The following is a 24,581-nucleotide window of genomic DNA, read 5'->3' as shown; positions in this document are numbered from 1 at the left end:
AGTCATAAAAAAGCCTGCTTTGCAGGTTTTTTTTTGAGCATTGTGAGTTGAGAAAAAGATCTTAATCGACTCAATTGGCTTGGCTATAAAATGATAGTGCCCGATAAATAAACAGACAAGATAGCCTGTTGTTACCATACTGAATAAGATAATATAAGTGACTGACAATATTGTGGTTTAACCTTTTGACATGTCATTAATGTTCATCAAGTAGAATGAGGACATCACAGAGTGAGTCAACAACGCAATATTCAGCTAGGATTTACCTTAGTTGAATTGGTTACTACCATGATTTTGATCGGCATTTTGGCCGTGGCGGTATTACCGCGTCTGTTGTCGGACTCATCTTACAGTGCCTATACCTTACGCAATGAGTTTATAAGCGAGCTCAGGTTAGTGCAGCTTACCGCGATGCAAAATACCGATCAGTGTTATCAAATTGATGTTAGCGCCACTGGCTATACGCTACGCCATTATAGTGGTAGAACAACGGCTAACATATGTACAAGCCAAGTACGTGAAGAGCAAACACAAGCCTTTAGTGGTGGCGCGCATATTGCCCTTGCCAGTACCGCCAGCCAAGTGTTTTCGATTACCTTTGATAGTGCAGGGCGGATAATATCGCCGCTGTGTTCAGGACATTGTTTTAATGCAGTGGCCGATGAAACCCTCGCCATAGCAGTAGAGTCTGAGGGGTATATTTATGCTCTCTAAAGCGCAAACGCAAACGCAAACGCAATCTCGACTTAAGCATGTAAAAGGGCTTGTAAAAGGGCTTAGGCAAGGGCTCCGAAAAGGGCCTCAACAGCGGCAACTGTGTCCATCTGAGCGGGGCTTTACCTTAATCGAACTCGTGGTGGGTATGATGGTGATAGCTATTGCGATAGTGATGCTCACCAGCATGTTGTTTCCGCAAGCGGACAGGGCGGCAAAAACCTTGCACAGAGTGCGCTCGGCCGAGTTGGCTCATTCGGTAATGAATGAAATATGGGGTAAGCGTTATGATCAAAATACCAATCCCAATGGCGGTGTCCCAGCCTGTGATAGTTCAGCAGGTTCAGCTTGTTCTTATGCTTTAGCAGTGGACGGAACCCCATTTCTTGGGCCTGACGGTGAAAGCCGCGACACCTTCAATGACATTGATGATTATGATGGCTTGGATCAAGACGATAATATGCTCGACTCAAGCCAAACCTATGCCCAAGCCTATCCTCGTTATCAGTTGAACGTGTCAGTTGAGTATCTTGACTCGGCGACGAAAGCGCAAAAATTAATTACCGTCGCCGTAACCACGCCTGCCAATGAAGAGATCACTTACCAAGCGCTAAGGAGTAACTACTAATGCCTTGTCGCTGCCGATCAAATACTGCTGGTTTTACCTTAATTGAAATGGTTACAGTGATGCTAATCTTAGGCATTATTGTGGTTGGGGTAAGCAGCTTTGTTATTTTTGGCACCCGCATTTTTGTCGAATCAAGCGCGGTTGATCAAGTGCTCAGTCAGAGCCGATTTGGTATCGAGCGGATGACTCGGGATATCCGCCGTGCCGTGCCTAATAGTATGCGCGTACTTACCGCAACCGATGGCAGTTACCAATGCCTTGAATTATTACCCATTAGCACCAGCACATCGTATCTTGATGCGCCGTTTGTGCCGCAAGCTGCGCAAAATAGCTTAACCGCGATTAAAAGTGTTCGTAGTATTAATGCAGGTCAATCAGTGCTGATTTATCCATTAACAACGACAGAAATCTATCATCCCCTAGGGACAACCGCTAAACGATTTACCGTGCAAAGTGTGGCAGGATCGGGCGACCAGCTGACTATTACTTTAACTCAAAGCGTGCGCTTTACTGAGGCTTCGCCATTAAAACGCTTATACCTTGCCGATAGCCCATTGAGTTACTGCTTTATTAACACCACCAGTAATGTCGAGCTGCGCTTATATCAAGACTATGGTTACCAGCCCAATCAACCGTCACCAACAATGTCGCCAACAGTGATGGGCAATGGGGTATTGATGGCGCAAAATATCACTAATACCTTAACCGTTAATCCGGCGGTGATCCTTACCCCATCAACGTTAATGACCAATGCCATTGTGCATTTACAGCCAGTATTTAGCGTCAATGGTGAAACGTTCAATTATCAACATCAAGTGCAGGTGATGAATGTACCCTAAACTGAAATTAAGCCAACATTCGCAACAAGGTAGTGCACTGATTATTGGTATTTTTGTGCTGACGGTGATGTTTCTTATTGCGGCGAGTCTGATCCGCATTGTTAGTGATGCTGATGAGTCAGTTAATCAAGAAGTGTGGGGCACTCGGGCATTATTTAGTGCTAACAGTGGTGCCGATGCCGCGTTAGCTCAGCTGTTTCCTGTCGATGGCACTGCCACAAGCTGTACTGATGTCAGTTCAACATGGATACCGCCAATAGGGCTAGGCTTCAATGGGTTCCATAACTGCACTGTGTCGATTAGCTGCAATACTGCCACTGTGGGCAGTGTGAGCCAATATCGAATTAACAGCTTAGCGGTATGCGAAACGGGTAACTGTGCAGGAAACTCAAACAATTCAGCGTGTTTGCGAGTCAGTCGCCAAGTGGAGGTAGAAGCGCGTGGGAATTAAAACAATCTATCGTTTATTGACTAGTTTTTTTGTGATTATAGCCTTGTTCTCTATTAAGGCGTTTGCATTTGATATTATTGATGAATCAGTAGTTTGGCCTAATGTGGCTCAAGGATATCATCAAGACAGCAATAAGAGTTGTCATAAAATTAATAACCCTCAATTAACGATGCAAAGCGGCTCAAGAATAAATGGTACTTTGGGAGAGGATTTAGCTTTTTGTTCTAATAATGAAGGTTCAGGATTGCCCTCAGATAGCTGTGATACAGCTTCTAATGGTGATCGTTATTGTGATGTAACTGGCAGTGATATACGCGGAATAAAATTAAAAGGAGGCAATAAATTTCAAAGCAGTAAAGGTACTAGTGGTGGAGTGGGATATTGCTCAGACAATGAAAATATTGTCCTAGGTAATACTGGCTTAAATCAATTTGACTCTATTAATTTATATTCTGCTTGTACTTTAACAATGTCTTCCACACAACAAGAATATTTTTTTAAAAAAATAGCTGCTGGTAATGGGGCTAAATTAGTTTTCCCTGCTGGTGATTATTGGATCGATTCTTTGGAATTAAATCAACATTCAGAAATCGTATTGCAAGGTAATGCTAGATTATTCATCGGTAGCGCTTCCCAATTAAATAATGCCAAAATTAATATTGAAAATACTAATTCGTTACAACTGATAGCATATGATAATTTAACGTTAAATTCGGGTTCAATTATTGGAGGTAATATTTATAGTGATGAAACTTTAACTCTTAATAATACTTCAATCATTAATGGCCGGGTAACATCTAAATATTTAAAAATAAACTCAGACGGTAAAATCAATGATGCATCATCAACGCCTAGTGTATTTCATATCCAATATGGTAAAGCGACCGCCAAGAAGATTACTTTTGACAGTCCATTTCCAACGGGTGTGACGCCATTAATTTTCTTGATGCCGACTATAGAAGACAGTAATAGTGATGGCCCTGCATCGGTATTTGTTAAGAGTGTGTCTGAGCAAGGTTTTACTTGGTCACAACAAGAACCAGAATCACCTGATAACCGTTATGTTAAATCTAATGATATGCCTGAAGTACATTGGATAGCGGTAACAGCAGGTACTTATGAGCTCGCAGACGGCGTACCACTTATTGCTGGATCGGTTGACTATAATCAGGCTTTATTCGGTTCTAATTCACCTTATACCACAGTGACCTTACCTTCTACTCAAGGTGTTACTCAAGATGTGTTATTAAATCAAATTCAAACTCAAAATAATGAATGTTGGTTTACCAGTACTTCTCAATTACCTACTCCTGATACTACTACTTATGATATTGAACTAGCGCTAGATACTTCAGAGGTAAGAACTAATAATAATAAATGCCAACCTGGAAATTTGAAAAATGGAAAACTTCAAAATGAAACTATTGCTTATTTATCAGTGCCATCAGGCTCTGGGACGCTAACACTTGGAGGTAGCGCCGTTAATTATCATTTTGGTCAAGCGCAAACCTTTACAGATAATGGCACCAAGGATATTACCGATCAATGTGCTGAAACGACCGAATTAAACGGGTTTACTAATGCTCCTATGCTGGTGGCAGGTAAAAACAGCCGCCTAGGTGGAGATGGAGGCTGGCTGCGTCGTTGTCAGTTGACTAACGACAAAGTCAGCATGGTCGTTGACGAAGATACTTTTAGAGATAACGACCGCAAACATCGCTGGGAGAATTACAGCTTTGTTGCGTTTGAAAAAAAAGTAGACACCTTGACTTGTTTTACTGACGATTTTAATCGCACTGATGTCGGTGATGATTGGGCGCTCAAGGTCTTAGGCTCGTCATTGCCGCCTGCAATAGTGAATAACCGTTTGCGTTTTACCTCAGCCAGTGGCAATCAAGCGACATCCAGTACTTATCAGCGATTATTCCCTGCTGCGGATAACTTAGTTGAGCTGGAGTTTGACTATTATGCTTGGTCGAGCCAGTCGGGCACAGGGGCTGACGGCATTGCAATTATCTTGTCTGATGCCAGTATTACTCCTCAGCCTGGTAGTTTTGGTGGCGCCTTAGGATATGCACAGCGTAATAATGGTACTCCTGGTTTTGCTGGTGGTTGGCTTGGTATCGCATTGGATGAATACGGCAACTTCTCTAACCCCAACGAAGGTAAGATTGGTGGACCTGGGTTTAGATCTCAGGCCGTGGCTATCCGTGGTTCCTCAGGTACAGATTACCAATATCTAACAGGTACTAATGCCAACATTAGCCCCAAAATTGATGTGCGCAGCACAAGCAGCGCTCAGCCAAATCATAAATACAAAATCATCATAGATTCGCGAACCCCAGGTAAGGCCATGGTGTCAGTGCTGCGAGATACTGTTAACAACGGTGATCCAGATGATTATGAAACCTTAATCGCTCCTTTTGATGCATTAAGCGTCAGCGGGCAAGCGCCCGTACCTGAAAGTTTTTACCTGTCTATTACTGGTTCCACAGGTGGCGCAAACAATAATCATGAGATGGATAACTTTAAGGTTTGTGCCCTTAAATCCAATCCGATCGGTCAACAAATTCATCATTTTGAGTTTGACTATACTAGCTCGCCATTGACCTGTAAGGCCGAAACCATGACGGTCAGAGCGTGTAAAGATGCGGCATGTAATTTATTTACTGATCCAGTGGAGGCTAATTTATCGCTTGCTCCTAATACCAATGGCGCTTGGTATGTTGACGCTATTAAAACCAATGTAGTGAAGTTTGAAAATGGCAGTGCAACGGTCGCTTTACGCAATAATGTGATTACACCCATAACCATAGGGGTGAGTTCTTCCGTTCCTTCTACCATAGCAGGCAGTAATACTTTGTGCCGAAGCGGTGCTGGTGGGTTAAATACCGCAAGCTGTACTTTAAGTTTTGCCGAAAGCGGGTTTATTTTTGATGTGCCAGATAAATTGGCCAACAAACCGACAGGCAATATTTCGATCAGTGCGGTGAAAACCTCAGATGAGACCCTGCAATGTGTCCCTCTGTTTTCCAAAATCACTAAAAATGTCGATTTTTGGAGCTCTTATATCAATCCCATCACTCCAATTAGTGGTCAAGTGATAACAGTAAATAATACGGTGATGAGTAAACTGGAGAGCACAGCAACCACGCTTGCGTTGGCATTCGATGACACAGGTAAAGCTAACATCGACGTCAATTATCCCGATGCCGGAAAAATACAGCTTGATGCTAAGTACACTGGTACAGGCGATGAGCAAGGTTTGATCATGACCGGCTCAGATCAGTTTGTCAGTTTCCCTGTGGGCTTGTGTGTTATGCCTGAAGATAATAATGCTGAGTGCTCTGCAGGTGATAGTAGCTGTAATCGATACAAAAAAGCCGGCGAGTCATTTAACGTAGTTGTTCAAGGTAAAGCCTGGGAGTCTGACGTTGATACTGATTACTGCGATAACATCAATACGCCAAATTATGCCCATAACGAGGTAACATTAGGCCATCAATTAGTTGCCCCATCTGGCGGCGTGCTAGGTGAGGTGGGAGCAGAACAATATAATCATGTCGCCCAAACCACTAACAGTAATACCGTGTCTCAGTCGGTAACCGAAGTGGGGGTGTTTAAATTTACCGCAGATCCGGCGAGTCCTTATTTAGGTTCGAGCTTTTACGATATTCCGCTGGCGACATCGCCTAATATAGGGCGCTTTGTACCCGACCGCTTTGTGGTGAGTAGCTCAAGTGTGCTGCCATCTTGCGGTAGCTTTAGCTATATGGACCAAGCCTTTGATCTAACATTAACCTTAAGTTCTTTAAATACTGGCAGTTATGTTACCCAAAATTATCAAGATGCCTTTGCTAAAGCCGGTGCCAGCTTAGTGGGCGAAAATGCCAATGATGGTGTGGATTTAAGCGGCAGGTTAAGCGTGTTACCTATTGATGCCAGCTCTTGGGCTTTGGGAGAAGCAAACGTAGGATTATCTTACCAAGCTAATTTTAGTCGTACTGTGGCCCCTAGTGTGGATGGACCATTTAGTCAATTAGCTATCGGCGTACAAGTATTTGATAACGATGGGGCGGTGTCTTTTGTTGCCTCTGCTGATATGCGAACCGACAGCAGTGGTAACTGTGCCGCCAGCAACGACTGCACTGCAACGTTATTATCGACCCAAGATTTACGTCATGGCAGAGTGGTGATGGACAATACCTTTGGCCCTGAAAATGAAATACTGCGTATGCCAACCTATGCCCAATATTGGAATGGTAGCGCTTGGATAACTAACACCGATGATAGCTGTACTCACGTTATCGATGCGCTTGATGGCAGCGAAATATACGCGCCATCTTTAACCGCTGGTCAAACCGTGACTCGCCGTGATGGTGGCAGTTCAGTTAGCAGTGGCCGATTAAGCTTATTATGGCAAAATAGCGGCTCTGCAGCATATCGAGGTCAGGTGACTGCCCCGTTAAAAGTAGAGCCCTGGCTTCAGTGGTATTGGAATTGGGACGAGGCAAGTCCAACTCTGCTCTATGAGCCAAGAGCAAGTGCGTTCTTGGGGCGTTACCGAGGCCATGATAGGATCATTTATTGGCGCGAAGTCGGTCAATGATCTGGATAAAAAAGCGTCAGTTTTGCGCTTTTTTGATTTAAAACTGCGCGAATGTTGTTTTTTTAACAGCTTTTGTAAAAAAAAACGCCAGATTAGCAATTGTTAACCTATTCGGTATTGTAGAATGGGGGTGTCATTGATAAAGTTAGCTGATTTTTCTTCTTCTGACTCAACAGAATACAGGCCTGATACATGTTCAAAAAGTTGCGCGGCATTTTTTCTAACGACCTATCGATCGATTTAGGTACGGCAAACACTCTTATTTATGTTCGCGATGAAGGCATCGTTTTGAACGAACCCTCAGTGGTTGCCATTCGCGGCGAACGCAATAGCAATGGGCCAAAGTCAGTTGCTGCAGTCGGTAGAGAGGCAAAACAAATGCTAGGCCGAACGCCTGGTAATATTCAAGCTATTCGTCCAATGAAAGACGGCGTAATTGCTGATTTCTATGTGACTGAAAAAATGCTTCAGCATTTTATTAAGCAAGTACACAACAACAGTTTCTTCCGCCCCAGTCCTCGCGTATTAGTGTGTGTACCCGTAGGCGCAACTCAAGTTGAACGTCGCGCGATTCGCGAATCAGCAATGGGTGCAGGCGCTCGTGAAGTGTACCTAATCGAAGAGCCAATGGCTGCAGCGATTGGTGCTGGTTTACCAGTATCAGAAGCGACCGGCTCTATGGTTGTCGATATTGGTGGTGGTACTACCGAAGTGGCGATTATTTCGTTAAATGGCGTGGTGTATTCTTCATCAGTACGTATTGGTGGTGATAAGTTTGACGATGCGATTATTAATTATGTCCGTCGTAACTACGGTAGCTTAATTGGTGAAGCAACGGCTGAGCGTATTAAGCATACCATTGGCACCGCATACCCTGGTGACGAAGTACTTGAAATTGAAGTGCGCGGTCGTAACCTCGCAGAAGGTGTGCCAAGAAGCTTCACCTTAAACAGCAATGAAATATTAGAAGCATTACAAGAGCCGTTATCTGGCATAGTGAGTGCGGTGATGGTTGCCCTTGAGCAGTCGCCACCAGAGCTGGCGTCCGATATTGCTGAGCGTGGCATGGTCTTAACCGGCGGTGGTGCATTATTGCGTGACTTAGACCGTTTATTAATGCAAGAAACGGGCATTCCGGTGATGGTCGCAGACGACCCGCTGACTTGTGTTGCTCGTGGCGGTGGTAAAGCCCTTGAAATGATTGATGTGCACGGTGGTGATTTGTTCTCTGAAGAGACCTAATTATCATCGGCTGAGCGGCTTTGTTAATGGCATTTTATGGGTTAACAAAGTTGCGAACAATTTATGAAACCAATTTTCGTTCGTGGCGTCTCTAGTCAATTTAGATTGACACTGGCAATTATTTTGTCGGTGGCATTACTGATGACTAATCATCGCCTGGATCCCATTCGCCAGTCTTTATCCTCGGTGTTAAGCCCGCTTCAATATTTAGCCAATGTACCAGGTGTGATGCTCGACTGGTCAGCCGAGGCATTTGCAACCCGCAACATGCTTGAATTGCAAAACAAACAACTATTACGCCAACAGCTGCTCATGTCAGAGCGTTTACAACGTTTTGAGCATGTTCGCCAAGAAAATGAGCGTTTACGGGCATTGCTCGGTTCACCTGTGCATATGGATTCTCGTAAAATGGTGGCCGAAGTAATGGAAGTGGCCAGCGATCCATTTAGACAGTTTGTGGTGTTAAATCATGGTTCGCAAACCGGCATTTATGTCGGTCAGCCTGTGGTTGATGGCCAAGGTGTTGTCGGGCAGGTGGTTGAAGTGAGTGAGTTTACCAGCCGTGTGTTGATGGTGTCAGATGCAACGCATGGTATTCCGGTGCGTGTTACCCGTAACGATGTGCGTGCAATTGCTAATGGCATGGGCGATATTGATCAAATTGAATTACGCCATGTGGCTAAAAGTACTGACATCATAGTGGGCGATTTATTAGTCACTTCAGGGCTAGGTAGTCGTTTTCCAGAAGGATATCCAGTAGCCCGTGTTATCAGTGTATCCCGTGATGATGGTCAGAGCTATGCAGTGATTAATGCTCAGCCTTTAGCGGCACTTGATCGCATACGTTACGTATTACTTATTTGGCCGGATGAAACCAAACCTTTTACGCTTCCAGCTGACGTACAAGAGTTGATAAAAAAGGCAGCCGAAGCCGCTGCGAATGAATCAGTATCTCAAGCTCCACCTTCAGAAACCACGACTACGCCAATAACCAGCGAGATAAACCAATGAGCGCGCATATTGCAAATGGTCGCTTAGTGGTATGGCTGACTTTATTTATCGGGATGATGTTTCAGATTATGCCGCTGCCCACAATGGTAGAAGCGTGGCGACCTGACTGGCTGCTTATGGTGATGATGTATTGGGCGATGGCATTACCGCATCGTTACAGTATTTTGACCGCGTGGTTGCTCGGCGTAATGCTTGATGTGCTATTGGGAGCCCATTTAGGCATCCGTTCATTAGCACTGTCGTTGGTTATTTATTTGGTGGTGATGTTGTGTCAACAATTACGCAATTATCCTCGCTGGCAACAGTCATTACTGCTCGCGTGTTTTATTTGTATTTATCATGTGGTGATATTTTGGGTACAGTTTGTTGTTGTTGGGGCTGCACCGTTTAATCTTGAGATGTTTTTACCCGCGATTTCGAGTTTATTTATTTGGTGGTGGGTGTTTTGGATACTACGCAATATGCGTCGCCATTATAAAGTACGTTAATTCACCCGATAGGGTGAATATTGTTTTTATGTTCGTTAATTAGAGTAAATATCAGATGACATGGGTACTGGCTTCAACATCGCCAAGAAGAAAAGAATTACTGGCTCAAGCAGGCTTTAGTCATCCCGGTTTTACGTTCGAGCTCGTCGCACCCAATATTGATGAAACGCCTTTATCGACTGAAACGGCAGAACAATATGTATGCCGTTTAGCGCTTGAAAAAGCCCTAGCAGGTTTGGCGCTCAGTGGTCATATTATCGCCCCTAAAGTACTGGGTTCAGATACAATCGTGGTGTTAAATCAGCAGATATTAGGTAAGCCAATGGACCAAAATGATGCCAAGCGTATGCTGACATTGTTATCCGGTCAAACTCATGAAGTGATGACAGCGGTGGCGTTAACGGATGGTGAACACACCTTTAGCCGATTATGTCGTACCCAAGTGAGCTTTTGTGAATTATCCGCTGCCGACATAGACGCTTATATTGCCTCAAATGAACCAATGGACAAAGCTGGTGCGTATGGAATACAAGCCTTGGGTGGTTGTTTTGTTCAATCTATTAGTGGTAGTTATTCTGCCGTTGTTGGTTTACCCCTAGTAGAAACACGTGAATTATTAGCCTGCATGATGCAGCACACTTAATAACCTTTTGCTTTAATCGGGCATCTACGATGGTGCAACTACTGTCAATATTCCCATTGAAGCATGACCCGAATACTGGTGGCTTATGAACATAAAAGCACAACGTAAAAAAGGCACAGAATTGCTCATCAATGTCACGCCAACTGAAGCGCGTGTTGCATTAGTTGAGCATGGTGTTTTACAAGAGGTGCATATTGAACGCCGCATGAAGCGAGGTTTGGTCGGTAATATCTATAAAGGTAAAATCAGTCGAGTATTACCTGGTATGCAAGCCGCGTTTGTTGATATAGGCTTAGAAAAGGCCGCTTTCTTACATGCTTCAGATATTGTTCCTCATACCGAATGTGTTGCCGATGTCGAAAAGGGCAACTTTGTGGTGCGTGATATTGCCGAGTTAGTGCGTCAAGGCCAAGACATTATGGTGCAAGTGGTCAAAGATCCACTCGGCACTAAAGGTGCCCGCCTGACAACGGATATTACTTTACCCTCGCGTTATCTAGTGTTTATGCCTGGCTCTAGTCATGTTGGCGTATCGCAACGTATTGAACTTGAAGAAGAACGTCAACGCCTTAAAAATATTACCCTACCTTATGTTGATGATGACGGCGGCTTTATTATCCGCACCGCAGCTGAAAATGTTGGCGAAGATGAACTCGCCCAAGATGCGGCCTTTTTGCGACGTGTGTGGGCTAAGGTCAGTGAACGACGTAAGCGTAAAGGCGTTATATTACTGTATCAAGATTTGGCATTACCTGTGCGGATCATTCGTGATTTTGTCGGTACTGAACTTGACCATATTCAAGTCGATTCGCGCCGTACTTATGCTGAATTACAACACTTTGCCCAAGAGTTTATGCCTGAAATTGCTGAAAAAATTGAGCATTATGCGGGCCCAGCACCTATCTTTGAATTGTATGATGTTGAGAATGAAGTTCAACGGGCCTTAGGCCGTAAAGTTGAGCTTAAGTCTGGCGGATATTTGATTATCGACCAAACCGAAGCCATGACTACGGTCGACATTAATACCGGTGCATTTGTTGGCCATCGCAACTTAGAAGAAACCATTTTTAATACTAATCTTGAAGCCACTCAAGCGATAGCAAGGCAACTGCGGTTACGCAATTTGGGTGGGATTATCATTATCGATTTTATCGATATGCAGATTAAGGAACACCAAGCGCGGGTGTTAGAAAGCTTAAACGCGGCATTGGCGTTAGATAGAGTCAAAACAAGCGTCAGCGGTTTTTCGGGTCTGGGCTTAGTTGAAATGACCCGCAAACGTACTCGCGAAAGTTTAGAACATGTGGTGTGTGGTGAATGTCCGTCTTGCAAAGGCACGGGTACCATGAAAACGATTGAAAGTGTGTCATATGAAATTTTCCGGGAAATTATTCGTTTAGACCGAGCTTATAAAGCCGATGAGTTTTTACTGTATTGCTCGCCGGCAGTGTATATGAGCTTTAGTGGTGAAGAATCGCATTTGCTGGCAGAATTAGAAGTTTACATCGGTAAGCGTATTCGTTTGCAAAATGAACCCTTATACATTCAAAGTAAATATGATGTGGTGATGATGTAGTGTCGACAACTCAGGCGGTAACGATTAACAGATTATCTTGGCAAATTTTGGCTATTGCACTGGTGCTATTTGCATTGGTAGTTAGCCTTATTCGTGGTTTATTGCCTCATATTCCTGAAGTCCGTACTGAATTAGTTCATTATCTTCAAAACGAATACCAACTGCATGTGCAGATGGGTGAACTCAGTGCCGAATGGCAAGCTTTTGGGCCAGCACTGACCGTGAGCAATTTAGTGTTACTGCCACAAGATAATCTGCCGATTACCGTTATCAGCGAAAATGTACATATCAAACTCGATTTTTGGCAGTCACTTTTAACCTTGAGCCCGCAGATTGAAACCGTGGTATTTGATGGTGTTAAAGTGGCATTAAATCTCGATGAGTTGGCATCTACGGATGAGAACGCTACCGCGGGTGATATGACTAATCTTGATTGGTTGTATGGATTGTTATTAGAACAGTTAGGGCATTTTTCAATCACCGATGCGTCATTACAACTGTTTAGTAAACAACAGGATTATCGGCCGATTTTTATCGATAATCTGCTGTGGCAAAACAGTGCCAATAGTCACCAAGCGCAGGGTATGATCCATGTGGATCAACTTGAGTCGCAGCAAGAACAGTTAACCTTACGTATTGATCTTAGCGGTGATGGTTATCAACCTGATACGGTCGCAGGCCAACTTTACGTTACCGCAGATTCATTAGACTTAGGTGAATGGGCGTCTAGACAACATATTGCGCAACAAAACACTGACAACATTGAATTTCAAGGCGTGATTAACCTCGATGCGTGGATGACATTTGCACATCGTCAGATCCAAGATGGTGTATTAGTGTTTAAACCCAGTTGGTTGCAATGGCGTGACGCTGATACCCAGCAAAAATTTGCTATCAACTCAGGTTCATTACAATGGACACCGCAGCCTGATGGCTGGAAAATCGCCAGCCATGATTTAGATTTATCGACTAATGATCAAACTTGGCCGTCTCTTAAGTTAGCGATAGGCACTCGTGATGGTGATTTTTTTGGTTATGCCAACCAGATTACTCCGTCGAACTTAACGCCAATGCTGCCGTTAGTGCCCGGTTTGGGCAAACAGCAAGTGAACATTTGGCAACAACTCAATCCTCAAGGTCTAATTGGCCCCATTAGGCTGTATAAAGCGGCCGACAAACCGCTTATCGGCAACGTTGAAGTTCAGCAATTACAGTGGCAAGCTTATCAGTCGATACCGGGTGTGAGTCCGATTGATGCTCAATTGACATGGGCGAATAGCCAGCTTGAATTTAGCTTGCCAGAACAAGAGTACAGTGTCGATTTTAACGGTGGTTTTAGCCAACCATTAGCGCTTCACGGCAGCGCAATGATGGGCCGTTATGATGTAGAACAACAGCGTCTTACCGTGGCTGATATTGAATTAATTAATGATGATATTACCTTGCAAGCGAGCCTGAATCTTGAGTTTGTTGACGAGATTCATATGGGGTTGGCGGCTCACTTAAGCATTGATGATGTGGCCGATGTTGGACGTTATTTCCCACAGATGGCCATGAGTCCAAAATTAGTCAGTTATCTTAATGATGGTTTAGTCGCAGGGCGAGTCAACGACGCGCAGGTAGTGTGGCATGGTGCGTTAGGCGGTTATCCCTATCAAGATCACAGTGGTGTATTCCAAGCTGCATTTCGCCTCGACAGTGGCACCTTTAAATTTCAACCTAATTGGCCAGAGGTCAGCGAACTCACGCTATCAGCCTTGTTTGAAAATGCCATGATGGATTTGCATATTGATCAGGGCAAACTCGATAACGTTGCGGTTGACGGCGCGCGAGTCTCTATCCCGCAGTTGGGTAAACAGTCTTTATTAAGAATTGAAGCGGATATCACCACCGACGCGCAAGCCGCTGCCAAAGTGATTAACGCCTCTTCACTTCGTGATTCAGTAGGTGCCACGTTAGATGTGGTACAAATTCGACAGCAAATCAATACCCAATTAGATCTGGCGATCCCGTTATACAAAGGCGGTGAAAAATTGATTAAAGGTCAGGTTACCTTTGATAATAATCCGCTGTTTATAACCACTCCCGGCTTAGATTTACAAGGCGTATCTGGACAAGTTAATTTTGTGAATCAGTTGGTTGAAGGCAAAAATATCAAGGCGAGGTTATTTCAACAACCGTTGACGTTTAGTGTAAAAACCAAGAAAAATAATAGCAATTTTAGCTTAACTGTTGATATGAATGGTCGCTGGGATCTCGACTCATTACCCGCCAGCTTACACAATCCATTGAGTGACACTTACCAGGGCAAAATGGACTGGAATGGTGGCTTAACCATGATTTTTGACCCAAGTGGTTATAGCTTACAAGTCTCTGCTAATTCCGATCTTATCGGCACCGCACTGGATTTACCGATGCCTTATCAAAAGTCGGCCGCTGAACCTAGAAAACTAAGCGTGGATCTTATTGGCGATAATAAACAATCATCGTTAAGCATTAAGTTGGCTAATGATGTCGAGTTTTGGGGTGAATTTAATGCCGACAGTGGCAGCCGGCTTGCTTTTTATGACGTGATGATTGGTCGTCATTTTAAATTGGGTGACAGATTAAATAAACAACAAGGCCATATACATGTAGACCTGCCTAAAGTCGATTTAGCGCAGTGGTTGCCGATTATTAATCGCTTCAGTGTTAGCGCTGAACCAGATGTTGTGAGGTCGTCGGTACGCGATCGTATTTTAACAGCAGATGAGTTGCCGGGGATGGCAACTCAAGACAATCGAGCTGAAACCACAGCGATTATTAATGCCGCAAGGTCATTCCCTCGATTAGCTGGGATTCATGCCGACATCGAGCAATTAAATGTGTTGGGACAATCATTTGATAAATTACATTTTTATGCCGAACCCACAGAACAGGTGTGGCGCTTTGACGCTGAGTCGCAACAGTTTGATGGCCGTATCGATTTTTACCCTAACTGGCGCGATCAAGGGATTAAAGTGGTCGCTAAAAAGTTGTATTTATACCCTAGCGTCAGCATGGCTGAACAAACAGAGCCGACAGCGGCATCCATGCTGCAATATCTGCCCACTTTAGCAATAGATGTGGATGATTTTAAGGTTAATGACTTATCGTTAGGGCACTTAGTGTTACAAGGCTTACCCCATGAACTAGGATACCAATTTCAAACGCTGTCATTAACGCAACCTACTGTTACCTTACAGGCCAATGGGTTATGGTCGCTTGAAAATGGCACCGATAAAACCGTGTTCGATATCAATTTACAGGCTGAAAAGTTTGATGACCTATCAAGGATATTAAACATCAATCCTGGACTACAAGATGCGCCATTGGATCTCAGCGGTCAGTTATCTTGGCAAAGTGCGCCCTATTACTTCACTCTCGACACGCTAAACGGCCAACTCAAGTTTGCACTAGGCAAAGGTCATCTTTCGAAGATTAGTGATAAAGGCGCGCGAGTGTTTTCATTGTTTAGTTTAGATTCATTATTGCGTAAATTATCGTTAGACTTTTCGGATGTGTTCGGCAAAGGCCTATATTTCAATACCTTTAACGGCAATCTTATGATCGATAATGGGGTGGTTAAAACCACCGATACTGAAATGGACGCCATTGCCGGTAACATGCGAGTACGAGGTTACACCGACTTAACCACCCAAAGCTTAAATTATGACATTCGTTTTGTGCCGCAACTTGCGTCCAGTGTGCCAACCGTGGTGTTATTGAGTACCAGTGCGTGGACTTTGGGGTTAGGGGCATTTGCCCTGACAAAAGTGTTAGAACCGGTTATTGAAGTGATCTCAGAAATTCGTTTCCGAGTCACCGGTACCATGGACAATCCGCAACTAGAAGAGCTTGAGCGTAAGAGTAAAGAAATCGAAATCCCAAAGGCAATATTACCGCAGGTAGACGAAACCAGTATAGAAACTAACCTTAATACTAACGCCAATGCTAAAGTAGAGGCTAAAGTCGAAACTGAAGTTGACTCAGATGTTAAAGCTCAGTAATAAAAGCGATAGATCGTGAGGCCATACTCCATCGAGCGCGCCATCAACTCAGCTCGTTCCGGTTATCGATAATTGACCTTAAGCTGACCGACTGCCAGGTAGCGATGCTGAAGTCGGTCCAATGAGACAGGCTTGGGTTTACTCATCAACTAATGTGTTTATGCGATAAGGAGTTCGAGATGCAAATCAGCTTATTACAATCCCAAAGCGGCCGCGATGTCAAAGCCAATCTTGCGTTTATCGACTCGCAACTCAACGCCTTACCCCGTGATGCCAATGAGCCACAATTAGTGGTGTTACCTGAGTGTTGTTTATTGTTTGGCGGCCATGAAAGTCAACAGCTTGAATATGCTGGCAGTCAGCATCAAAGCGAACTAAAAAGCGCATTAGCCGCGTTGGCAAAGCAGTACCAAGTGTATGTTATTGCCGGCACCATTCCCATGCGTGCCGACGATGGTAGAGTGTTCAGCCGCTGTTATTTTTTTGATGATCATGGCGCCACCCTAGGTCATTACGATAAACTGCATTTATTCGATGTTGAGGTGAGTGATGACACCAAAACTTATCGCGAAAGTGATACCTTTCATCCCGGTGATCACATTAGTGTCATTGATACACCTTTTGGCAAAGTTGGTCTAGCCATTTGTTATGACATTCGCTTCGGCGATATATTCCGGGCTTTGCGTTTGGCGGGGGCAGATTATATTGCCCTACCTTCGGCATTTACTAAAGTCACCGGTGAAGCGCATTGGCAAGTGTTATTACAAGCGCGTGCAATTGAAACTCAATGTTATTTGTTGGGCGCAGGCCAATGGGGGCAACATAATCAAGGTAGTAGAGAAACATGGGGTCACAGTATGATAGTCGACCCTTGGGGCCGAGTCATTGCTGAGCGAGCCACTGAATGTGGCTGGGTACAAGCTAAAGTCGATTTAGCCGAATTACGCCGTATTCGTCAACAAATGCCGGTGATGGGCCATAATCGATTTATGGCGCCACAGTTGAAATAACACTGGATACTACTATTAACACTGAATTCGCAGTATGCGTTACCCATTAATAAAGAGAATTTTAATGCCATTTTTAACCCAAATAGAGCAGAGTTTATTGCAAGATGGATTAACCTTAGATGGACTACAAGGTTACTTAAATACCATTCATCAACACAATATCGATTTTTCAGACCTGTATTTCCAAGGTAGCCGTCATGAGTCTTGGGTATTAGAAGATGGCATAGTCAAAGAAGGCAGTTTTCACATTGAGCGTGGTGTGGGTGTGCGTGCCATTAGCGGTGAAAAAACCGGTTTTGCTTATGCAGACGAGATTACTCCGGCCGCCCTTGATGCTGCAGCAAAAGCTGCCCGCGGCATTGCTAGCGCAGGTGAACAACACAAGGTGCAAGCCTTTAAACGTCAAACGGCTCATAAACTGTATGACAGTGCCGATCCGATTGCGGCTATGGACGAAGTCAAAAAAATCGACCTATTAAAGCAAGCCGATGCCTATATTCGTAGCCTCGACAGCCGTATTATTCAGGTAGTGGTCAGCTTATCTGGCGTGCATGAAGAAATATTAATTGCCGCAAGTGATGGCACGTTAGCGGCAGACATTCGTCCGTTAGTGCGTTTTAACTGTAGCGTTATCTTAGAAGACAAGGGCAAACGCGAGCGTGGTAGTGCTGGTGGCGGTGGTCGTCACGATTACAGCGCCTTTTTAGCCACAGATGAAGCAGGCTTACCTTTAAGCTTTGAATTTGCCCGTGAAGCGGTGCGCCAAGCACAGGTTAATGTTAACGCTATTGATGCCCCAGCAGGTGAAATGCCAGTGGTACTAGGTAATGGCTGGCCAGGTGTTCTACTGCATGAAGCGGTCGGTCATGGTTTAGAAGGTGACTTTAATCGCAAAGGCAGCAGTGCTTTTAGCGGTAAGATGGGTCAACAAGTGGCGTCCACTTTAGTCACCATCGTCGATGATGGCACCATGGAAAATCGTCGTGGTTCATTAAGTATTGATGATGAAGGTGTGCCAAGCCAAAAAACCACCTTGATTGAAAACGGTATTTTGAAAGGTTACATGCAAGATAAGTTAAATGCCCGTTTAATGGGGCAAACACCAACCGGGAATGGTCGCCGCGAATCTTATGCGCATTTACCTATGCCGCGTATGACCAATACTTACATGAAAGCCGGTGATTCCAATCCAGCAGACATTATTAAGTCAGTGAAAAAAGGCATTTACGCACCTAACTTTGGTGGCGGACAGGTAGATATCACTTCAGGCAAGTTTGTGTTCTCGGCTTCTGAAGCATATTTGATTGAAGACGGTGAAGTCACTCAGGCGATTAAAGGCGCGACCTTAATTGGTAACGGACCTGAGGCCATGGGATTAATTTCAATGGTGGGTAATGACTTAGCCCTAGATAAAGGCGTCGGCGTGTGCGGTAAAGACGGACAAAGCTTGCCAGTTGGTGTGGGACAACCAACATTGAAAATTGATCGTCTAACGGTCGGCGGCACAGCTTAACGTTAAGCTTCTATTATTAGTATTTTGACGGCTTGCTGAGTGTGTTTACTCAGTGAGCATTTGTGATCTGAGCATCATTTAATGGCTTATCGTGGCTTATGTCAATTTACTGAATGAGTTAGTTGCTATGCGGCTTTGAAAATAATGGATCTAGGTTATAATCCAGCAAAAAATTAGAGCATTAACTCTAGAGGTGTTTATGGTTGTACAACGTCATATTAGTACACATTGTCGGAGGCGATGGAGTCTTACTCTGTGTTTCAGTGTTTTTTTTGTTCATATTAGTGTTTTTGCTGAGCCTGTTACGTTTAGTCATGCTTGGCAGCAATTAGCACAAGTGAGCGATCATCTTCACGCTAAAACTCAGCTTGTTAACCGCGCGAAAGCGGAAGAAGATGCAGGTGATGCGTTAAATTACCCATCGTTAAATATTGCTGGCAGTTATACCCGTCTCGAAAAACCTATCGAACTGGATTTACGTGACTTAAATCCACTTGCCTCGCTCGACAACAGTACATTGCCACCGGCACTTGGCACTGCGCTAGCGGCCATTCCGGGCTCTCTTTATGTTACCCCGTTTACAGAGCAAGATGTTTTTAGAGCCAGTTTACAAGCCATGTGGCCCATTTATACCGGCGGTAAAATTACCGCTGCCCAAGGGATACATGCCGCACAAGTATCTGAGAGCGAACAAGAGCTGGCTCTGGCTCGGCGTGAATTATTTCTTCAGTTGGTTGATCGCTACTATGCTGTATTGGTGACAAAAACCTTAGTGAATACCCAAAAGCAGCTGGTGGACTCGTTAACCTTGCATGTGACTCACGCGCAAAAATTAGAGCAACAAGGACAAATCGCCAAAGTTGAACGATTAAATGCCCAGGTCGCGTTAGAAAATGCCAAAGTAAATTGGGGTAAAACCAAGCGTCAATACGAAATGGCCGAAATCTCCTTAGCGAGGATGTTACATATTCCGTCGGTCGATCCTATTTCGGCACTTTTTTTACTTGAACAGCAACCGTCATTACCGCGCCTTAGCCAGCTGACTTTAACTCAACATCCGGCGTTAAAACTACTCGAAGCCAAAGAAGCCCAAGCCAATAGTTTAGTGGACTTAGAAAAGAGTAGTTATTACCCCAAAGTGTATTTATACGGCAATTATACTTTGTATGAAGATGACAGTTTATTTGCTCAAGTTGAGCCAGACTGGATGGTGGGTGTCGGCATGAGCATACCGATTATTAGTCGTGATGGTCGCAGTGGCAAAGTACAAGCGGCGAAAAGTGCCTTACTGCAAGCACGTTATACTAAAGCACAAACTAAACAGGATTTAAGTTTACTTATTGATCAAAGTTATCGGCAAATGTTACAGGCCAAAGAAGAAGCCGATGCGCTCGATGTTTCATTAGCTTTAGCGACCGAAAATCTACGTTTGCGAGAGTTGTCCTTTAATCAAGGTTTATCAACGTCAATTGATAGAGTCGATGCGGAGCTAAGTCTAACAGCGGTTAAAACTCAGCAATTAGGCGCTAAATATCGCTATATGCAAGCCTACGCCAAAGTGATGGCCATTAGCGGTCAAGTAGATGAATTTATTAACCGAACTCAACTTCAAGGGGCTGCTTATGCGGGCTAACAAGATCATCGCGGTCATCGCATTCGTGCTACTTATATTACTATTAGGTTACGGCGTGGTGTTGGCTTTTACGCCTCAACCTTCGGTGTTGCAAGGGCAAATAGAAGCGCGTGAATATAATATATCTTCTAAAGTACCAGGGCGGATCGAACAAGTCTTGGTCCGAAAAGGCGATCAGGTAAATGTGGGTGATATTTTGTTTGCTATTAGCAGTCCAGAATTAGATGCCAAGTTACTGCAGGCTCAAGGTGGTCTCGACGCTGCAACGGCTATGCAGCAACAAGCCATTAATGGTGCCAGGCAACAGCAAATAACAGCAGCCAAAAAGCAATGGTTAAAAGCCAAAGCCGCGACAGAACTAAGTGAAAAAACCTTTCAACGAATTGAAAACCTGTTCGATGAAGGTGTTGTTGCACGCCAAAAGCGAGATGAAGCTTATACACAATGGCAGGCCGCCAAATATACCCAGCAAGCAGCCTATGCCATGTATCAAATGTCTGACGAAGGCGCGCGCAATGAAACCAAAGCCGCAGCAGCAGGTAAGACTCGTATGGCAGAAGGTGCAGTTAACGAGGTGAATGCGATTTTAGCCGATAGCCAAATGCGCTCACCCAAAAAAGCTGAGGTGAGTGAGGTGTTATTACAAGCTGGTGAGCTGGCACCGAGTGGATTTCCGGTGGTAAGCATTATTGATATGAGTGATGCATGGGCTGTGTTACAAGTGCGAGAAGATCAATTGTCGCAATTTAAACAAGATCAAACCGTCATGTTAGATATCCCAGCATTACAGCAACAAGTAGAGTTTACTGTGTCGAACATAAGTGTGATGGGTAATTTTGCTACTTGGCGATCGACTGAAAGTGGTCACGATTTTGATATGCGCACCTTCGAAGTCCAACTGACACCTAAGCAAACGATTACCGATTTACGGGTAGGCATGTCGGTGTTGTTTGGTTACGACAAGCTTGCAGCACATTAATAAGGCTTGCTGATGAGGCATTTATTTTGGCGCGAATGTAAGGCGTTATGGCATTCTCCGTGGCAACTAGCCTTGGTGAGTTATATCCCGTTAATTGGCGTACTCACACTATGGTGGTTATTTAGTGCTGGTTTGCCAAGACAGCTGCCTGTGGCTGTGGTTGACTTAGATAACAGTCAAATCAGCCGCATGCTAACAAGACAATTATCGGCTAACGCCGTGATTACACCGCGCTCATTTGCCAATAAAGCCGTGGCGATAGAAGCCATGCGTCAAGCCAAAGTGTATGCCTTGGTCATTTTACCTTATCAACTCAATAAAGATCTTTTAACTGCACAACAGCCGACGATTGATATTCGTTACAACAGTCAATTTCTGTTAGTGGGCAAATTGTTATCGAGTCAGCTACAACTTAGCCTTGCAGCGGGATTAACTCATATTGGCGAAGTGAAGCTGTTACTTAAAGGCGCCAATAAAGCCACTGTCGATGTGAGCTTAACGCCTATCAGCAGCCAAACGACGGCTTTGTTTAACCGAAACAACAATTATGTCAGCTTTTTAGTCCCGCCAATACTCATGGCATTATGGCAATTGCTGTCGATGCTGGTGTTTGTCAATAGTGTCAACGCAGAGCTTATCCCACAAGGCGATCGTTACTATGTCGCCGCAAATATTTGGCCAAAAGTGTGGGTGAAAATAGTATTCTATAGCCCCATTATGCTCATTCATGGTGGCTTTATTATCCTATGGTTATATCAATACTTAGCCTTGCCCGCGTCAGGGTCTTTATTACTGCTGGTGCTGGCGCAATGTTTCATGCTCATCGCATTGTGGTTAATCGTCTTGGTTATTTGTATGATTATGCGTGACAGTGCGCGTACGGTGAGTTTCTGTACGGCATTATTTGCTCCAGCATTCGCGTTTATGGGGATCACTTTTCCGGTCAATGATATGCCTTTATTGGCTCAGTGGTGGCGCTTGATTATGCCATCGAGTCACTATATTGATTCTCATGTCAGCGTGGTGAGCTATGGCGTTGGCTTGCCGCAAGTGTTGGTCCAAATTAGTTCGTATTGGGCCTTTTTATTATTAATACCTCTACTTTATCTGTTGGGGCGTCATGCTCAGAAAATACCGTCACAGGCTCAAGCAGCCAAGCAGATTAATTCTGGGGTAAACCAATGACTTTTTGGCAGTTAATCGTTGCGGAATGCAAAGCTATCTTGGCTGACAAAGCCATTATGGTGACGTTATTCGGTGGGGTGTTATTTTACTCGGTACTTTATCCCTTACCGTATTTGTATCAGGTGCCTACAGAGCAAAAGGTCGTGGTGGTTGATCATGATAACTCTTCACTTAGTCGACTCGTGACTCGTCACACAGATGCCAGTGCTAAGATAAAAATACTCGCGAATTTAAACAGTATTGATCAAGCGCAAGCGTGGATCGATCAAGGCAAGGCCAACGGTGTACTGGTTATCCCAGCGGACTTTAGACGTGATTTGCTATTGGGGAAAGGTGCGACATTAAGTTACGGCGGCGATGCCAGTTACTTTTTGATTTATTCCGCCGTGGTAGAAGGTCTAGTGGCTGCAGGGATTGATGCCAGTAAACAAGTGCAACTGATTGGTTTATTGGCCCGCGGACAAAACCCAGAACTTGCCCAGCAAGCGGTCAATCCCATTAACATTAATTCAATTCCAGTTTTTAACCCGAGTTTAGGTTACACCCCGTATGTGGTGCCGGGTCTATTTTTACTTATTTTGCATCAAACCTTATTAATCGGAACGGGCATTTTAGGTGCCGGGCAATGGCGTAAACCAGGCTATTGGCAACAGGTGAGTCCAGTGACCTTGGTACTGGCAAGGTTAAGTGTCTTTATGATGATTTACGCTCTATTTAGTAGCTTCTATTTAGGTGTTTGTTTCTATTGGTACAAGGTTAGCGTAGTCGCGACTGTGGTTGAAGTAGGCTTATTTATGCTGCCCTTTTTATTGGCCACAGGTGCGTTAGGTATTTATCTCAGCAGTTTATTTAACCGCCGTGAATTTCCAACTCAATTGTTTTTACTAGTATCGATGCCAATTCTATTCGTGTCTGGGTTTGTGTGGCCATTGGCGCTTATTCCTGAACCATTGGTATTAGCATCTCAAGTTATTCCCGCAGTGCCTGCTATCATGGGAATGCTCGAATTGAATCAATTAGGAGCAGGTTGGTCGGCTGTCATGCCTAAATGGCTTCAACTGTGGGGCTTGTTTGCGCTATTCGTCACCATGGCGATTATGGCAATTGCGCGTAAACAGCAAGATTTTAAGGTTACATCATAAATACCTACAACACCTGCATCATACAACATCAGCACCATAGCCGGTGAAGTCAGTAAGCTAACGTTACTCGGTTTAAGAGATGGTATAAGAGGTGGTATCAGTAAGCTAAAATCAGCCTCTTTCACCTATTTCATCTCAAACATCCCTTTTTTGTTAACAAGGTGCCTTCACGTGTTAATAGCAGCGCTAATAGTGGGTCTATTGCAAGTTATTGCAAGTCTGTTACAAGTTATTGCAAGGTAGTTAGCAGGGCAAAGGGTTGCTGATAACCGTTTATTATCTCGCGGTGAGGTGAAGTAAGCAGGGCTAGCGCTTAGTTAATGTGTCTGGTTAAAAGTACAATGTTTCTTGCTTGGTGCCATCGATAAAGATGTCGCACTTATCTGCCGTGCTCGATTTTGCCGATTGTATAATGCTAGCAACAATACCAAAGCGTCCACCTTGATCACCGAGTACCGAGCCAAAGTAACAATCACCTTTAAACTTCATGTCCTCAAAGTTTGCATTGAGATTTTGTGTAGGCGTCATAGGCGGGAATCTGCCTTGCATGATCGCGTCACCATTGGCGGTCAGTAGCAGTTTCTTCTTTTCTGTATCATACGATCCGCCAAGCACGAAAGTTTGGTCGTTGACGACAACCGTTTTATTTTGAGCCACGATCGGTGGTTTAGCTGCACAAGCGGTGAGTAGTACGCCTGCTGTAAAGGTAAAAAGTATAGAAATTATGCGCATTATTATTCCTTAGTATGCGTCGAGAGTCATAAGTCGGTCCCTCGTGATAGTAAACTAGCCCTGTCTACATATTCATTGTAACAAGTTATCAACAAATTCCAATAAAAAACAGCCTGCTAAATAGCAGGCTGGTTAGTTAGTTTGTCGTTGTATTTTGG

18 protein-coding genes are annotated in these 24,581 nt (G+C 44.2%); 17 read left to right on the top strand and 1 reads right to left on the bottom strand.

The window, feature by feature from the left end; all coding sequences use genetic code 11:
• Positions 1 to 231 precede the first annotated feature (231 nt).
• From AAEZ00_RS08120 to AAEZ00_RS08040, 17 genes are all read left to right on the top strand, one after another.
• Complete coding sequence (locus tag AAEZ00_RS08120) at positions 232 to 714, top strand: pilus assembly FimT family protein (RefSeq protein WP_351088539.1); 483 nt, start codon at positions 232 to 234, stop codon at positions 712 to 714.
• Positions 704 to 1,342, top strand: a complete 639-nt coding sequence (locus tag AAEZ00_RS08115) for a prepilin-type N-terminal cleavage/methylation domain-containing protein (RefSeq protein WP_351088538.1) — start codon at positions 704 to 706, stop codon at positions 1,340 to 1,342. The genes AAEZ00_RS08120 and AAEZ00_RS08115 overlap by 11 nt, the downstream gene beginning before the upstream one ends.
• Positions 1,342 to 2,181: a PilW family protein gene (locus tag AAEZ00_RS08110; RefSeq protein ID WP_351088537.1), complete on the top strand. Its 840-nt coding sequence runs from the start codon at positions 1,342 to 1,344 to the stop codon at positions 2,179 to 2,181. Before AAEZ00_RS08115 ends, AAEZ00_RS08110 begins: the two co-directional genes overlap by 1 nt.
• The gene (locus AAEZ00_RS08105; RefSeq protein WP_351088536.1) at positions 2,171 to 2,632 is read left to right on the top strand and encodes an MSHA biogenesis protein MshP; all 462 of its coding nucleotides are present in this window, start codon (positions 2,171 to 2,173) and stop codon (positions 2,630 to 2,632) included. Before AAEZ00_RS08110 ends, AAEZ00_RS08105 begins: the two co-directional genes overlap by 11 nt.
• Complete coding sequence (locus AAEZ00_RS08100) at positions 2,622 to 7,241, top strand: DUF6701 domain-containing protein (protein ID WP_351088535.1); 4,620 nt, start codon at positions 2,622 to 2,624, stop codon at positions 7,239 to 7,241. The genes AAEZ00_RS08105 and AAEZ00_RS08100 overlap by 11 nt, the downstream gene beginning before the upstream one ends.
• A 192-nt stretch (positions 7,242 to 7,433) precedes the next feature.
• Positions 7,434 to 8,483: a rod shape-determining protein gene (locus AAEZ00_RS08095; RefSeq protein WP_101033814.1), complete on the top strand. Its 1,050-nt coding sequence runs from the start codon at positions 7,434 to 7,436 to the stop codon at positions 8,481 to 8,483.
• A gap of 63 nt (positions 8,484 to 8,546) precedes the next feature.
• Positions 8,547 to 9,494, top strand: coding sequence for a rod shape-determining protein MreC (mreC, locus tag AAEZ00_RS08090; RefSeq protein ID WP_101033815.1), 948 nt, complete (start codon positions 8,547 to 8,549; stop codon positions 9,492 to 9,494).
• On the top strand, positions 9,491 to 9,982 hold the full coding sequence (mreD, locus tag AAEZ00_RS08085; protein WP_124013458.1) for a rod shape-determining protein MreD: 492 nt from the start codon (positions 9,491 to 9,493) through the stop codon (positions 9,980 to 9,982). The genes mreC and mreD overlap by 4 nt, the downstream gene beginning before the upstream one ends.
• A 55-nt stretch (positions 9,983 to 10,037) precedes the next feature.
• On the top strand, positions 10,038 to 10,625 hold the full coding sequence (locus AAEZ00_RS08080) for a Maf family protein (protein WP_124013459.1): 588 nt from the start codon (positions 10,038 to 10,040) through the stop codon (positions 10,623 to 10,625).
• Between the two features lie 85 nt (positions 10,626 to 10,710).
• Positions 10,711 to 12,201, top strand: coding sequence for a ribonuclease G (gene rng, locus AAEZ00_RS08075; protein WP_101033818.1), 1,491 nt, complete (start codon positions 10,711 to 10,713; stop codon positions 12,199 to 12,201).
• A complete protein-coding gene (locus AAEZ00_RS08070; RefSeq protein ID WP_351088534.1) occupies positions 12,201 to 16,229 on the top strand; it encodes a YhdP family protein in 4,029 nt (1,342 codons plus the stop codon). Before rng ends, AAEZ00_RS08070 begins: the two co-directional genes overlap by 1 nt.
• A 179-nt stretch (positions 16,230 to 16,408) precedes the next feature.
• Positions 16,409 to 17,239 carry a carbon-nitrogen hydrolase family protein gene (locus AAEZ00_RS08065; protein WP_101033820.1) on the top strand — a complete coding sequence of 277 codons (831 nt, stop codon included), beginning with the start codon at positions 16,409 to 16,411 and terminating at the stop codon, positions 17,237 to 17,239.
• A gap of 64 nt (positions 17,240 to 17,303) precedes the next feature.
• Positions 17,304 to 18,752 carry a metalloprotease TldD gene (gene tldD / locus AAEZ00_RS08060; RefSeq protein ID WP_351088533.1) on the top strand — a complete coding sequence of 483 codons (1,449 nt, stop codon included), beginning with the start codon at positions 17,304 to 17,306 and terminating at the stop codon, positions 18,750 to 18,752.
• Positions 18,753 to 18,951: 199 nt separating this feature from the next.
• Positions 18,952 to 20,385, top strand: coding sequence for a TolC family protein (locus AAEZ00_RS08055; protein WP_351088532.1), 1,434 nt, complete (start codon positions 18,952 to 18,954; stop codon positions 20,383 to 20,385).
• Positions 20,375 to 21,364, top strand: coding sequence for an HlyD family secretion protein (locus AAEZ00_RS08050; protein WP_351088531.1), 990 nt, complete (start codon positions 20,375 to 20,377; stop codon positions 21,362 to 21,364). The genes AAEZ00_RS08055 and AAEZ00_RS08050 overlap by 11 nt, the downstream gene beginning before the upstream one ends.
• 12 nt (positions 21,365 to 21,376) lie before the next feature.
• Positions 21,377 to 22,549, top strand: a complete 1,173-nt coding sequence (locus tag AAEZ00_RS08045) for an ABC transporter permease (RefSeq protein WP_351088530.1) — start codon at positions 21,377 to 21,379, stop codon at positions 22,547 to 22,549.
• On the top strand, positions 22,546 to 23,691 hold the full coding sequence (locus AAEZ00_RS08040) for an ABC transporter permease (RefSeq protein WP_351088529.1): 1,146 nt from the start codon (positions 22,546 to 22,548) through the stop codon (positions 23,689 to 23,691). Before AAEZ00_RS08045 ends, AAEZ00_RS08040 begins: the two co-directional genes overlap by 4 nt.
• Positions 23,692 to 24,021: 330 nt before the next feature.
• Here AAEZ00_RS08040 and AAEZ00_RS08035 read toward each other — a convergent pair whose 3' ends face one another.
• A complete protein-coding gene (locus AAEZ00_RS08035) occupies positions 24,022 to 24,423 on the bottom strand; it encodes a hypothetical protein (protein WP_351074671.1) in 402 nt (133 codons plus the stop codon).
• Positions 24,424 to 24,581 lie beyond the last annotated feature (158 nt).

The organism is Shewanella sp. S1-49-MNA-CIBAN-0167, from assembly GCF_040310145.1.
Lineage (GTDB): Bacteria > Pseudomonadota > Gammaproteobacteria > Enterobacterales > Shewanellaceae > Shewanella > Shewanella psychromarinicola.
This window is presented reverse-complemented; position numbering and strand designations above follow the sequence as displayed.

Coding starts and splice junctions, on each gene's coding strand:
- AAEZ00_RS08115 (WP_351088538.1), top strand. CDS start 704: ATGCTCTCTAAAGCGCAAACGCAAACGCAAACGCAATCTCGACTTAAG.
- AAEZ00_RS08110 (WP_351088537.1), top strand. CDS start 1,342: ATGCCTTGTCGCTGCCGATCAAATACTGCTGGTTTTACCTTAATTGAA.
- AAEZ00_RS08105 (WP_351088536.1), top strand. CDS start 2,171: ATGTACCCTAAACTGAAATTAAGCCAACATTCGCAACAAGGTAGTGCA.
- AAEZ00_RS08095 (WP_101033814.1), top strand. CDS start 7,434: ATGTTCAAAAAGTTGCGCGGCATTTTTTCTAACGACCTATCGATCGAT.
- mreC (WP_101033815.1), top strand. CDS start 8,547: ATGAAACCAATTTTCGTTCGTGGCGTCTCTAGTCAATTTAGATTGACA.
- mreD (WP_124013458.1), top strand. CDS start 9,491: ATGAGCGCGCATATTGCAAATGGTCGCTTAGTGGTATGGCTGACTTTA.
- AAEZ00_RS08080 (WP_124013459.1), top strand. CDS start 10,038: ATGACATGGGTACTGGCTTCAACATCGCCAAGAAGAAAAGAATTACTG.
- rng (WP_101033818.1), top strand. CDS start 10,711: ATGAACATAAAAGCACAACGTAAAAAAGGCACAGAATTGCTCATCAAT.
- AAEZ00_RS08065 (WP_101033820.1), top strand. CDS start 16,409: ATGCAAATCAGCTTATTACAATCCCAAAGCGGCCGCGATGTCAAAGCC.
- tldD (WP_351088533.1), top strand. CDS start 17,304: ATGCCATTTTTAACCCAAATAGAGCAGAGTTTATTGCAAGATGGATTA.
- AAEZ00_RS08055 (WP_351088532.1), top strand. CDS start 18,952: ATGGTTGTACAACGTCATATTAGTACACATTGTCGGAGGCGATGGAGT.
- AAEZ00_RS08050 (WP_351088531.1), top strand. CDS start 20,375: ATGCGGGCTAACAAGATCATCGCGGTCATCGCATTCGTGCTACTTATA.
- AAEZ00_RS08045 (WP_351088530.1), top strand. CDS start 21,377: ATGAGGCATTTATTTTGGCGCGAATGTAAGGCGTTATGGCATTCTCCG.
- AAEZ00_RS08040 (WP_351088529.1), top strand. CDS start 22,546: ATGACTTTTTGGCAGTTAATCGTTGCGGAATGCAAAGCTATCTTGGCT.
- AAEZ00_RS08035 (WP_351074671.1), bottom strand. CDS start 24,423: ATGCGCATAATTTCTATACTTTTTACCTTTACAGCAGGCGTACTACTC.